General features: G+C 73.3%; 6 protein-coding genes. 2 read left to right on the top strand and 4 right to left on the bottom strand.

Features of this window, described 5'->3' with window-relative positions; all coding sequences use genetic code 11:
* Window positions 1-127: 127 nt before the first annotated feature.
* Window positions 128-2,317 (bottom strand): MMPL family transporter, encoded by a 2,190-nt coding sequence (locus ACFY2B_RS33190; RefSeq protein WP_390766777.1) that lies wholly within the window; start codon window positions 2,315-2,317, stop codon window positions 128-130.
* 287 nt (window positions 2,318-2,604) lie between these two features.
* On the opposite strand from ACFY2B_RS33190, the gene ACFY2B_RS33185 reads away from it, so the two are divergent.
* Window positions 2,605-3,846 (top strand): ThuA domain-containing protein, encoded by a 1,242-nt coding sequence (locus tag ACFY2B_RS33185; protein WP_390766776.1) that lies wholly within the window; start codon window positions 2,605-2,607, stop codon window positions 3,844-3,846.
* A 125-nt stretch (window positions 3,847-3,971) separates the two neighbouring features.
* Here the strand turns inward: ACFY2B_RS33185 and ACFY2B_RS33180 are convergent, their stop codons facing one another.
* Window positions 3,972-7,193: a S8 family serine peptidase gene (locus tag ACFY2B_RS33180; RefSeq protein ID WP_390766775.1), complete on the bottom strand. Its 3,222-nt coding sequence runs from the start codon at window positions 7,191-7,193 to the stop codon at window positions 3,972-3,974.
* 516 nt (window positions 7,194-7,709) lie between these two features.
* Between ACFY2B_RS33180 and ACFY2B_RS33175 the strand changes: the two genes are divergently transcribed.
* Window positions 7,710-8,804: a PP2C family protein-serine/threonine phosphatase gene (locus tag ACFY2B_RS33175; RefSeq protein WP_390766774.1), complete on the top strand. Its 1,095-nt coding sequence runs from the start codon at window positions 7,710-7,712 to the stop codon at window positions 8,802-8,804.
* A 228-nt stretch (window positions 8,805-9,032) separates the two neighbouring features.
* Here ACFY2B_RS33175 and ACFY2B_RS33170 read toward each other — a convergent pair whose 3' ends face one another.
* Together ACFY2B_RS33170 and ACFY2B_RS33165 are read right to left on the bottom strand one after the other, a co-directional pair.
* Entirely contained in the window at window positions 9,033-9,821 is a 789-nt protein-coding gene (locus tag ACFY2B_RS33170; RefSeq protein ID WP_390766773.1) for a S1 family peptidase, read from the bottom strand.
* A 199-nt stretch (window positions 9,822-10,020) separates the two neighbouring features.
* Window positions 10,021-12,864, bottom strand: coding sequence for an ATP-binding protein (locus ACFY2B_RS33165; RefSeq protein WP_390766772.1), 2,844 nt, complete (start codon window positions 12,862-12,864; stop codon window positions 10,021-10,023).
* Window positions 12,865-13,252 lie beyond the last annotated feature (388 nt).

Raw genomic sequence — 13,252 nt, 5'->3', positions numbered from 1 at the left:
GCGCGCCGCCGCCCGCGCCCCCCCCCCCCCCCCCCCCCCCCCGGGGGGGGGGCCGCCCCCCCCCCCCGGCCCCCCCCCCCCCGCCGGCCGGGGGCCCCCCCCCCCCCCCCCCCCCCCCGGCCGTGTCCTATTTCCCCTGGCCCTCGGTCACGGCCAGGGGGTGGTCCGCCTCGGGCCGCAGGCCGTCCGGCTGCGGCCGGGTCGCGCCGGACGGCCGGGTGCGGCGCAAGGCCGGCGCCCACCAGTTCGCCGGGCCGAGAGCCGCCATGACCGCCGGGACCAGCACGCCGCGCACCAGCAGGGCGTCGACGAGGGCGGCGACCGCCACACCGACGCCGACCAGTTTCAGGCTGCTGACCCGCGAGGTGACCAGGGCCACCGTGGAGACCGCGACGGCCGCCGCGGCGGAGGTCATCAGCCGGCCGGTGCGCGCGATGCCCCGGACGATGGCGAAGGTGTTGTCGCCGGTGCGGTCGTGCTCCTCCCTGAGCCGGCCGAGCAGGAAGACCTCGTAGTCGACCGACAGGGCGAGCGCGATGGCCAGCGTGAACAGCAGCAGCGAGGCGTCCAGCGCACCCGTGACGGAGAAACCGGCCACCAGGCTTCGGCCGTGGCCCAGTTGGAAGACCAGCACGAGCGCGCCCGCACTCGCGCCGAGGCTGAGCACGGCGACCACCAGGGCCTTGACCGGGGCGACCAGGCTCCGGGTCAGCAGGACCAGCAGGACCACGAACACGGCCGCCAGCAGGCAGCCCACCCTGGGCAGTGCCGCGCATACCGCGGCGACGGTGTCGGTGATCTCGGCGGCGCGGCCACCGACCAGGGCGACACCGGGTACCTGCCGCACCGCGCGCACGAGCCGGGCGGCCCGTTCGCCGCCGGGAGCGTGCCGGGCGGCCACGACGAACACGGCCTGCGCCGAACGCGTCGCGGCGGCCGTCGGCGTCGGTACCGTCCGTACCCCGGCCACCCCCGGCAGCGCGCGCAGCCTGCTCGCGTAGCGTTCGCGTGCGCGCCGCGCGTCCCCGCTGGCCGGGGGCAGGTCGGCGACGACGGACAGCAGCCGGTCGGGCGGATGGTCGAAGCCGGCCTCCAGATGGGCCACGGCGGCGGCGGCCGGAGCGGACGCGGGCAGCACCCGCTGGTCGATGACGCCGAGGTGCACCCGGCTGAACGGCAGGGCGAGGACGAGCAGCACCACGCCGGCTGCGGCCCCGGAGAGCAGCGGCCGGGCGGTCACCCGGCGGGTCACCGACTGCCAGAATCCGCTCGGCTCGCCCAGCCGGCACCGGCGCAGCCCGCGCAGCGGGTCACCGCGATGCAGATGGGGGCCCAGCAGGGTCAGCAGGCTGGGCAGCAGGAACAGCGCGGCCAGGGCCGACAGCACCGTGACGACGATCCCGGCCAGGGCCAGGGCCCGCAGCAGCGGTGAGGGGACGACGAGCGTGGCCGCCAGGCAGGCGGTGACCGCGGCGGCGGAGAAGACGACGGAGCGTCCGCTCGTCCGCCAGGCGGTGCGCAGGGCCCGTACCGGCGTCGCACCGTAGGCCGTCTCCTCCTGGTAGCGGGAGAGCAGGAACAGGGTGTAGTCGACGGCCAGGCCGAAGCCGATGGCGGAGGCGGCGTTGACGGCGAACACCGACACGTCCGTGACCCTGGCCAGCCGGCCCAGTACGGGGATGGTACACACCACCGCGCAGGCCGCGACCAGGACCGGCAGCAGCGCGCACACCAGTGAGCCGTAGGCGACGAGCAGCACCAGCAGCACGGCCGGCGCGGCCAGCAACTCGGCCCGCAGCAGGTCCCGTTCGCACTGTGCGTCGATCTGGGCCGTGAGCCACGCCGAGCCGCTGATCTCCAGCGTCGCCGGCGCGGCAGCCGCGCGCACCTCCGGCGCGATCCGCTCGGCGGTCCGTCCCCGGCGGCGTTCGTCGCCCGCCAGGTCGGCCGTGACCAGCAGTGTCCGCCCGTCGCGCGAGCGCAGCCACGGGTCACCCGAGCCGGCGAAGGAGGCGACCGCGTCGACGCCCGGGGTGTGCGCCAGCAGCGACGCGATCCTGCGGTCCGCTGCGGCGAGGCGTGCCGTGGACGCGGCGGCGGCCCCCGGGTCCGCGGACACCGCGAAGACGACGTCCGGGCGGGGCAGACCGAGCCGGGCGGCCCGCCGTTCGGCGCGTTCCGCCTCGGTCCCCGTGGCCAGGGTGCCCCCGGATCCCAGCATCCCGAAGGCCGGCACGATCTGCAGCGCGGCGATCACCAGCACGGACAGCGCACACAAGAGCATCGCCCACGCCTGTCTGCGGCTCTGGTCAAGCATCCGTCCGTCACTCCCGCCTCGGCACATCGACCCTTTCACCACAGGGGCCAACGAGACCGTGGCGTGCCGGGCATGGGTTTGCGCGGAATCCACCGCGTATGGGGGTCAGTTGGCGGCACGAGGTCCGACGGGAGCACCCGGCGCGGAAGCGGAAACGTTCAGCCCGTACCTCGGCTCCCCGCCGTGGGCGAGTAGGTCTGGACCATTGACCTGCACATGGCAATGCGGCTATGGAATGCAGTGCACGGGCGCATGTTCCCGTCCCGTACCCGAGGAAGGGCCCCCGCATGTTCAGACCCCGTACCACCCGCCGCTGGTCCCGGACCCTGTCACGGTTGTTCGCGCTGTTCGCCGTAGTGCTCGGCCTGCAGACGGTTCCGGTGCACGCGGCGCAGGCCGCGCCGGCCTTCAAGGTGCTCGCCTTCTACGACGGGACGTACGACGCGGCACACATCAGCTTCGTCCGCGAGGCCAACACCTGGTTCCCGCAGGCCGCCGCGCAGTACGGCTTCTCGTACACCTCGACCAACGACTGGAACCAGCTGAACACCGCCAACCTGGCCAACTACCAGGTGGTCATGTTCCTCGACAACTACCCGCACACCGCCGCGCAGCAGTCGGCGTTCCAGACCTACGTGAACAACGGCGGCGGCTTCTTCGGCTTCCACGTCTCCGCCTTCAACGCCGACAGCGGCGACTGGCCCTGGTACCACAACACCTTCCTGGGCACGGGCACCTTCCAGACCAACACCTGGGGGCCGACCGCCGAGACGCTCAGGATCGACGACCCCGCCCACCCGGCCACGGCGGGCCTGCCGGCCACCATCGCCTCCTCGGTCAGCGAGTGGTACAGCTGGCAGTACGACCTGCGGCAGAACCCGGCGATCGACATCCTCGCGTCGCTGGACGCCTCCACCTTCCCGGTCGGCACGGACCCCAACCAGTCCTGGTACAGCGGCTACTACCCGATCGTCTGGTCCAACCACAACTACAAGATGATCTACGCCAACTTCGGCCACAACGCGATGGACTACTCCACCAACACCCCCTTGTCCTCCACCTTCGCCAGCGCCCAGCAGAACCAACTGCTCATCCAGGGCCTGCGCTGGCTGGGCGGGCAGTCGGGCACCACCCCGCCGCCGGCCGCCACCGGACCGATCCACGGCTACGGGGGCAAGTGCGTGGACGTGGCCGGCGCGGGCAGCGCCAACGGCACCGCGGTGCAGCTCTACGACTGCAACGGCTCCGGCGCGCAGAACTGGACGGTGGCCGCGGACGGCAGCCTGCGGGCGCTCGGCAAGTGCATGGACATCACCTCGGGCGGCACCACGAACGGCGCCCAGGTGCAGCTCTACGACTGCAACGGCTCCGGCGCCCAGCGGTGGCAGCCCGGCACGGCCGGGTCGCTGGTGAACCCGCAGTCCGGGAAGTGCCTGGACGCCACCGGCCCCAGCTCCGCCAACGGCACCCGGCTGCAGATCTGGTCCTGCACCGGCGCGGCCAACCAGAGCTGGACCCTGCCCGCCTGACCGGTGGGGAGCAGGGCACGGCTCCACCTCCCCGGCAGGGGAGTGGCCGGGCCGCGGGACGCCACCGTCGGCGTCCTGCGGCCCGGCCGCCGTTCATCCCCCGCCTGCCGTTCCGGCCGCCGGGGTCACTTGGTGCGGTAGGCGTCGAGGACCGTCTGGGCGAACGCGTTGCCCTGACGGTCCTTCACCTCGGCGCGCAGCGAGACCGAGCCGCCCGCGGCCGGGTTGTCCACGGTGACCGCGCCGTGCCGGACGGCCACCGGCCGCCAGGTCCGTCCGCCGTCGTAGGACACGGACACCTTCAGCGACGCCAGGTTCCGGCCGGCCGCCGAACCCTGAACGGTGACCGGCACCGACTGCCGGACGCCGGCCGGGCCGGTGGAGTCCAGGTCGAGGTGCGGCGCGTAGCGGACCACACTGGCCGGGACGGAGGCGGCCGACGAGGTGTGGGCCGAGGTGAACTCGGCCTGCCAGGTGACCTCGGAGGTGACCGAGGAGACACCGGCCGCGGCCCGGCCGACCGTGGTCACCAGCCGGTAGCGGGCCTTGCCCGGCGGCAGTTCGAACCTCGCGGCGTCGAGCACACCGCTCGCGGTGGCGTAGCTCTTGCCGTTGCGGTACAGCGTGGTGGAGGCGGACGCCGCGTCGTACAGGCTGCCGCCGGGGTGTCCCGCGCCGTCCGTGAACGGGGCGATCGTCCCGGTGAGCGTGTCGCCGTCCCGGACGAGTCCGCCGCCGTCGCCGAGGGCGGGTCCGAACACGCCGGTGCCGACCGTCTCGGTGCGGCTCGTACCGGCGGGGTAGGTGCGGGCCGGGACCTCGTACTCGGTCTGGACGCTGCCGTTGTCCGGGTCGACCTGCTGGGAGAGCGCCGCCCAGGCGTGGTCGCCCTGCACGTACACCGTCCGGGTGTTCGGCAGGTCGTCGTAGAAGCCGACGGCCGAGCCCCCGGCGCCCGGAAGGATGGTCCAGTTCACTCCCAGGGCGTTCGGGACCGACGCCCCCTGGCGGAGTGTCAGCTCGGCCAGGTCGTCGGCGGCGACGTGCTGGACGTGACCGGTGTAGAAGCCGTCCTTGAGGGTGTCGGCGATGTGGTACTCGGTCGCGCCGTCGGACCAGTGCGAGGCGAAGTACGACGTGACCTCGCCCGGCGCCGGCGCCTCGCCGATCATTCCGGTGCGGGCGCCCTTCAGACTGGCGCTCAGGCCGATGCCGACGGACGCCTCGGCGCCGCCGGAGCGCACCACCGTCGAGATGAGCGTGGCGTAGCCGGTGGCCTGCGGGTCCGGCAGGGTCACCTCGACGGGCCGGGCGTCGCGCGCGTCGAAGGCGATGGTCATGTCGTGGTCGACCGTCACCTTCGGGGCGACGAGATTGTCGATGCCGTCGGTGGCGAAGTTGCGCCCGACGAAGGCGTAGTCGCCGGCCGGCACCTCCACGGTGGCGGTCCCGTCCTCGCCCCTGACCAGCTCGAACACACCGTTGCCGATGCCGGTGAACCAGGCCGCCCAGTTGAAGTAGTCGGGCGGCAGGCCGTCGCGTCCGGTGGCCTTGACGGTGACTTGGTAGGTGTTCGCCGCGCGGTCGAGTCCGCCCACGCTGCGGACGGTCTGGCCGCCGCCGGCGGCGGCGAGCGTCACGCTGTACGCGCCGTCGGCCTCGCCCCCGACCCGGGTGTCCGCGGTCACCTCGACACCGGCGGTGCCGCCGGCCGGGACGGTCACCCGGTCGGCGCCGAGAGTGAAGAGACCCTCGGGAGCGGCACCGCCGCCGGGGCCGGTGGTGGTGGCGGTCAGGTCCAGGGTGACCGGCTGGTCCCCGAGGTTGCGGTAGGTGACCGTACGGGTCTGCGGCTCGTCGTCGGTGTGCGGCCACTCGGCGCGGCCGAAGTTCAGCGAGCCCGGCTCGGCCACGACGGTCTGCGCGGTGGCCCGGGTGAGGTCGATCCGTCCGGTGCCCTGCTGGTAGGCGCTGTAGCCGCCGGGCTTCGCGGATCCGGTCAGCAGCGCCTTGATCTGCGCGCCGCTGAAGTCCGGATGCTGCTGCATCAGCAGGGCCGCCGCGCCGGTCACGTGCGGGGTGGCCATGGAGGTGCCGCTGAGGGTGACGTACCCGGGCGCGGGGTGCGGGTCGCCCGGCCGGGTACCCTCGGCCGCGGCCGCGGTGATGCCGACACCGGGCGCGGTCACGTCGGGCTTGACCCCGCCGTCCATGCGCGGGCCGCGTGAGGAGAAGTCGGCGAGCTTGTCGAGCTTGTCGACGGCGCCCACGGTCAGGGCGTCCTCGGCCACGCCAGGGGAGCCGACCGTGCTCGCGGCGGACCCGGAGTTGCCCGCGGCGATCACGAACAGCGCCTGGTCGGAGAGGGCGTCGACGGCCTCTTCGAGGGGGTCGGAGCCCGGTTCGTCGGGGGCGCCGAGGGACATGTTGACGACGTCGGCGCCCTGCGCGACGGCCCACTCCATGCCCGCGACGATCTCGGACGTCAGACCGGAGCCGGCGGTGTTGAGGACCTTGCCGTTGATCAGCCGGGCGCCGGGTGCCACACCCTTGTACCTGCTGTCCGAGGCCGCCCCGGTACCGGCGGCCGTCGAGGCGACGTGTGTGCCGTGCCCGTTGTGGTCCAGGACGTCGGCGTCGGACGAGAAGTTCTGCTCGGCGACGATCCGGCCGGCCAGGTCCTGGTGCCCGGGGTCGATGCCGGTGTCCAGCACCGCGATCTTCACGCCGGTCCCGTCGAAGCCGGCCTTCCACATCTCGGGGGCGCCGATCTGCGACACGCTCACGTCGAGGGCGGCGGTCACCACCCGGTCGAGGCCGACGGAGGCCACGCCGGGGGCCAGTTCGCTCACGCCGTTCCCGGTGTCGGTGAGCGCGGACCAGGCCGCGGTGGCCTCCTCGGGGGACACCACCAGGGCCTCGGCGTCCACGGAGGTGAGTTCCCGTACCGGTGTGTCCGTGTCCGCGTGCAGCCGGCCGCGGGCCGCCGGGTTCGCCGCCGTGTACTCAACGAGCACCGGGGCGCCGCCGCGGGCCAGGTCGTGGTACTCGGGGCGGGCCAGTTCGGCCACGTCGAACAGCGCCCGGTCGACCTTGCCCTCGGCGATCAGCGCGTCGGCGTCGGCGGGGACGACATAGGTGTGGTCACCGGTGTGGCTGATCTGCAGGGGTATGCCGGCCCGGCCCTTGGCCGGCGTCACGCCGACGGCGTCGCCGCCGCGGTCCAGCAGGACCTGGTCGCCGGTGATCAGCGTGACCGTGCGGTAGGAGGGCGCGGCGGGTGACGGCGCCGCCGCGGCCGGGGAACCCGCCGCGGCGGCCGGGGCGGTGGTGAGCCCCGTCGTCATGGCCACCGTCAGCAGCAGTGCGCCGGAGCAGGCGGAGGCATACGTGAGCCGTCTTGTTCTTCTTCGTGATCCCAGCACTGTCGTCCTGTCTGTTGGTGGGGCAGGCAGAGAAACGTGTGACGTGAGCGCCGTTCGGAAAGCAGCTCATTCTGTCAGGGACGCGCCAGGTCCACCATGGTCGAGATGCCGGGGAAGATGTAGATCGGGACAGTCAACTACCTTGGAAAATAAGAGTGTTGACGTGGACGGTGCCGGTCGTGCCGGATGCTTTTCCGGGTCGCCTTTAACCTTCATTTAATGATCAGGGGGGGCGATGTTCAGGCGTCGATACGCGAGGGGGTGCCGCCCGGGTCCGGTGGCCCCGGTGGCGTGAACAATGCCGAGGGTGTGACTGCGGACGGTGCTCCGGACTCACTGTCCGTGTGGCGCGCGGGACGGCCGGGACGGCCCTGTCCCGGCGGTGGCGGGCGGACTTGTCGCCACCTTCGCCGAGTGTTTTACATATATTTGCCTTCTATGAGGAGATTGACCGGTGGGAGCAGGACACGCTGGCTGAGCCGAGTGCGCCGGGATCCGGTGCTGGTCTCGCCGGCGCTCCTCGCCCTGCTCATCGCCATCCTTGAGGTGCTGATGCCGCCCGAGAAGCCGGTCTACCGGCTCCTGCCGGCCGTGCCCGCGCTCGCGGCGGTGCTGTGGCCGGTCGTCCCCACGCTGCTCCTCGGGGTGGCCTGTCTGCTGGGGGTCGGTGTCTACGCCGTGGCGTCGGCCGACCACTCCGCGCTGTTCACCGTCGGGGCGATCGCCGCGGTCACCGTGGCGGCGGCCTACGCCAGTCATCTGCGGTTGCAGCGGGAGGACACGATCACCGAGGTCCGTACCGTGGCGGACGCCACGCAGAAGGTGCTGCTGCGGCCCATCCCGCGCCGCGTGGGACCGCTGGAGATCGGCAGCCTCTACCTGACCGCCACCCCGCACGCACGCGTCGGCGGCGACTTCTACGCGCTGGCCGACACCCCCGACGCGATCCGCCTGATCATCGGCGACGTCCGGGGCAAAGGACTGCCCGCCCTCGCCGCGGCCTCGGCGGTGCTCGGCTCGTTCCGGGAAGCGGCGTACGAGGCCACCGACCTCACCCAGATCGCCGACTGCCTGGAGACCACCCTGTGCCGGGACGACGCCGCCGCGCTCGCCCAGGGCGACCCCGCCGAACTCTTCGCCACCGCCGTCCTCGCCGAGATCCCCCGCCACGCCACCCACGCCACCATCCTCAGCTGCGGACACCCCCCACCCCTGCTCGGCCGCCACGGCGACGTCCACGTCCTCGACACCGACGACCCCAGCGCACCCCTCAACCTCGGCGGCCTGCTCACCCCCACCTTCCACCCCCGCCGCTTCGCCTTCACCACCGGCGACCAACTCCTGCTCTACACCGACGGCGTCACCGAGGCCCGTGCCGCCGACGGAACCTTCTTCCCCCTCACCGCCTGGGCCCGCGGCCAACTGGACAAACCACCCCGGCAGGTCCTGAAAAGCCTGCATGACGCCTTGCTGGAACACAGCGGGGACAACCTGGGCGACGACATCGCCGCCGTCGCGGTCCGCAGGCTCTGACCGGTACGGAGGCGAACCGGGCCGCGGGGCACCGGCCGTGGGCCCGCGCGCGGAGGGCGGACGGAAACGGGCGGACAGCGGTTGGAAAAGGGCGGACGGCGGGTGGAAGGGGGCGCGGCCCATGGAAAGGGGGGCGCTGCGGGCCGCTCGTGGTGGCTCGCAGCGCCCCCCTGGCTCGACCTGAGGGGTACTCAGGAGTGCTCGGCCGGGAGCGAGTGTCCGGCCGGGCTACGACCCGACCTGTGCGGCCACCAGGTTCGAGAAGGTGGTCAGCCGGGTGTAGACACCCGGGTAACCGGCCCGGGCGCAGCCCTCGCCCCAGGAAGTGATCCCTGCCAGGGCGCCCCCGATGAGCAGGGGACCGCCGCTGTCGCCCTGGCAGGTGTCCACGCCGCCGGAGGTGTATCCGGCGCACACCATGTCGGTCTGGACGAAGTCCGAACCGTAGGAGGTACGGCAGCTGGAGTCGGACACGACCGGCACGGTCGCGGTCCGCAGCTGGTTGGAGGAGCCTCCGTTCTCCGAGGTGGTGCCCCAGCCGAGGACGCGGGCCGTGGTACCGGCGGCGTACACACCCGTCTGGGAGGAGGAGACGTACGGCGCCGTGGTGTACGGCATCGACGTCGACAGGGTCAGCACGGCCACGTCGTCGCCGTTGGTGGCGTCCGTGTAGTCCGGGTTGATCCAGATTTTGCTGACCCGGCTGACCGTGCCGTTCGTCCCGTTGAGGTAGGTCCGGCCGCCGACCACGCGGATGCTGCCGGTGCTCTCGCCGACCATGCAGTGCGCGGCCGTGATCACCTTGGTGGCGGACACCAGGGTGCCGCCGCAGAACTGGTTCTGCGCGGCGTCCGTGATCTGCATGATGAACGGGTACGCCGTCGTCGTGGTCGTCGTCCCGCCGACGATGGGCTGCGGAGCGGCGAGCGCCGAGGGGGCTGCGATCAGCGCGGTGGCGGCGGCAGCGGTGGCCACGAAGGCGGCGGCGGTCTTTCTGGCACGGGTGAGCCCGAACATGAGTCTCCTCAGTGGGGGTGGCCGGTGGGGGACGCGCGGGGTGGGGGGTCATGAGGGCCGCGGGACCGACCCTCATGTGCCCGGGCGAGCGGCACGCCCTTACGCTAGGACTCGGAACCCTCGACTCCCAATGAGGGAACCCCCTAAGGGAGTAGGGCAGGGAAAACCCTCGGTCGCGCCCAGTTAACCGGCGGCTCCCTCACTTCGCGCGGCGGCCCGCCGCCAAACGGACGATATCCACCCGCGAGCGGATCCCTAGCTTGCGGTAGACCCGGGTCAGGGTCGCCTCGACCGTCTTCACACTGATGAACAGGCGTGCGGCGATCTCCCGGTTGGTCGCCCCCTCCATGACCAGCGCGGCCACCTGACGCTCCGTCGGGGCGAGCCCCTCAAGGCCGTCGAGCGTGGCCGGGGCGGCGGCCGGCCGCGGTTCCGGCGCGCTCGCGGCCTCGTCCACCCGGCGCAGCCAGGGCAGCGCACGGCACCGCCGGAAGAGGCGGGTGGCCTCCTCGTACGACGTCGTCGGGCCGCGGCCGGCCCCCGGGGCGTCGGCGCCCGCCCGCCGGGCGTGCAGCGTGGCCAGGGAGAAGGCGGCCCGCGCCTCCTCCAGGCCGTAGCCCAGTTTGGTGAGGCGGTCCTGAGCGGCGGTCAGCTGGGCGACGGCGGCCTCCTGGTCGCCGTGGGCGGCGCGCACCAGCGCCTCGGACCGGTCCAGGACGGCGAGGACGCTCTCCCGGCCGAGCCGCAGCGCGTGCTCCCGCGAGACGTCGATGACGTTCTGCGCCTCGTCCGGCTCACCGATACGGACGAGCGCCTCGGCGAGGTCGCCCTGCCAGCGGCCGCGCGCCGGGTCGGTGATGCCGAGCCCGTCCTCCAGTTCGCGCACCCGGCGCAGCGAGCGGACCGTGCCCGCCGGGTCCCCGGCCACCAGTTGGGCGTACCCGAGCGCGCCGAGCGCCCGCGACAGATACATCTGGTCGCCGTCCTCCGCGGCCTGGTCCACCGCCTCCCGGGCGAGCACGAGCCCCCGGTCCACGTCGCCACCAGAGGACTCGGCGAGCGAGGTGAGCATGGCGGAGGCGGTCTGTCCGATCCCGGAGTCCCGGGCCAGCCGGAGGCCCTCACGGGCCAGGTCGAGGGCCCGGCCGCAGTGCCCGGAGCGCAGCTCGGTCTCGGCCAGCCCGCGCAGGAAGTGCACCTCGCTCTCCACCGATCCGCGCCGGCGCACCTCGCGCAGCAGCGCGGTCACGGTCGCCCGCGCCTGGGCCAGCTGGTCGCCCATGACCAGCCAGCGGAACCGGGCGCTGCCCGCGCCGTTGTGATGGCAGGCCACCGCGGGGTCCTGAGGTTGCTTCAGGGCGCGCTTGATGGTGGCGGGTGCGTCCGGGTGACCCATCAGGGTCTCGGTCTGGGCCTGGAAGGCCAGGGAGAGCAACTCGGTGCGCCGGTCGCTGCCGCGGGCGGCCAACTCCGCGGCGTGCGCGGCGGCCTCGCGGGCCTCGGTGAAGTCGCCCTGAAGGATCAGGCCCCGCCAGGCCAGCTGGTAGTGGACCAGGGCGAGCAGCCGCGGGTCGTCCCCGGCGTCGGCCAGAGCCTGCGGGAAGACCGAGTCGACCTCGGTCATGGTGTGGCCGGCCGTGTCGATCACGATGATCCAGGCCCGTACCCGGTCGGCGGGCACGGTGGCCCGGGTCAGCACCTCACGGGCGATGTCCCCGGCGAGGTCGACCTCGCCCGCGGTGATGGCGTCCTCGGCGGCCTGCAACCGGTGCTCGTCCGGTCCCGGCGCGGTGCCGGCCGGGGTGTGCCGGCCGGCGAGCAGGCCGAGGTGCGCGGCCACCAAGGGGGCCCCGCGGTCCCGGGCCTGGGTGGCGGCCCCGGCGAGCCGGGCGGCGACCTCCGGGTCGGTGCCGGTGGTGGCCAGGGCGAGGTGGCGGGCCCGCTCGATCGGATCGCCGGCCGCGGTGGACAGCGCGGCGTGCGCGGCACGCCGCTCGTGCGCGGGCGCCTCCGCGTACAGCGCGGCCGAGATGAGCGGGTGCGCGAACCGGATCGCGGGACCTGAAGGGCCGTCGAGGTCGGTGGCGAGCAGACCGAGTTCGGCGGCCTGGGCGCACTCGGCCTCGGCGTTGTCGCGGCCGGCCGCGAGCAGCAGCGCGGGCGTCGGACGGGCGCCCGCGCTCGCCACCAGCAGGGTGCGGCGGGCCTCGACCGACAGCAGGTCGAGGCGGCTGAGCACGAGGGCGCGCAGCGAGGTGGGCACGGGCAGCGGCTCGCCGGGCCGGGGCGGGGTGGGGTTCTCGGCCAGGGCCCGGCCCAACTCCAGGGCGAACAGCGGGTTGCCGCCGCTGGTGCGGTGGATCTCGCGGACCGTGGAGCGCGGCAGGCGGTGGCCGCGGTGGTCGAGCAGCGTGGCGACCTGGGCGCGGCTGAGCGGACCGAGCCGGATGGCCACGGTGTCCGGCGGGGACGCGCGTAGATGACGGTCGTACTCCTGTCCCTCCGTGCGTACCGCGCACAGGAGTTGCACCGGGGTGCCGCCGAGGCGGCGCGCGGCGAAGCCGAGGAGTTCGGCGCTGGCCGGATCCAGCCACTGCAGGTCGTCGGCGACGATCAGGACGGGGCCCTTGGCGGCGAGCGCGCGCAGCGCGGACAGCACCGCGAGGCGCAGCGCCAGGCCGTCGCGTTGCAGGGTGGACTCGCCGCGGCCGGTGAGTGCCGACTCCAGCGCGGTGCGCTGGGCCGCGGGGAGATGGCCGGAGACCTCCTCCAGGACCAGGCCGAGGAGGTCGGCGAGGGCGAGGAAGGGCAGATGGGATTCGGACTCGGTGGCGGAGCAGCGCAACACCGTGCGGGCGGCTCCCGCGTATTCCGCTGCCAATGCCCGCAGGACGGTCGATTTCCCTATTCCGGCGGGGCCGTGCAGCAGCACGCTGCCACCCGAGGTGAGCTGGTCACGCGCGGCGGCCACCGGTTCGTCCCGGCCGAAGACCAGGTCGGGGCGGTGTCTTGCAGGCTCCCGGAAGTCCCGTCGCACGGTCACCGCTCCCCTCGTGTGTCGTGTCCGGGCCAAATTCTAGGCAATGATTCCTGAAATTCGGATGGACCGCGTACCGAGGGCATTAAACGGGGGCGCGCAGCGAGAAATTCAAATCTTCGTCAAGTGAACGGACGACTGGGCCGGGACGGACGTGGCGCGGGCCCCCAGGCCGCCGGCACCACCACCTGAAGCCGCCGGGCCCGGGTCGGCCGCTCGACACGCTCTCAAGGCGCTACTTCGGATCTTGCAGTCCAATGTTTTGATTATGCAAAATTCTGTCCGATTGTTGCGTCTTGATATCGCGGATATTACGGTCCCCCATGCGTCGCTGCCACTCGTCCTCCCTCCGTCCTCACCCCTGTGAACCGCTCCGCCGGCCACCGTCCATGAG

The sequence above is a fragment of the Streptomyces sp. NPDC001270 genome (assembly GCF_042896695.1).
GTDB lineage: Bacteria > Actinomycetota > Actinomycetes > Streptomycetales > Streptomycetaceae > Streptomyces.
The sequence above is the reverse complement of the archived record's forward strand: the minus strand, read 5'-3'. Positions and strand labels throughout refer to the sequence as shown.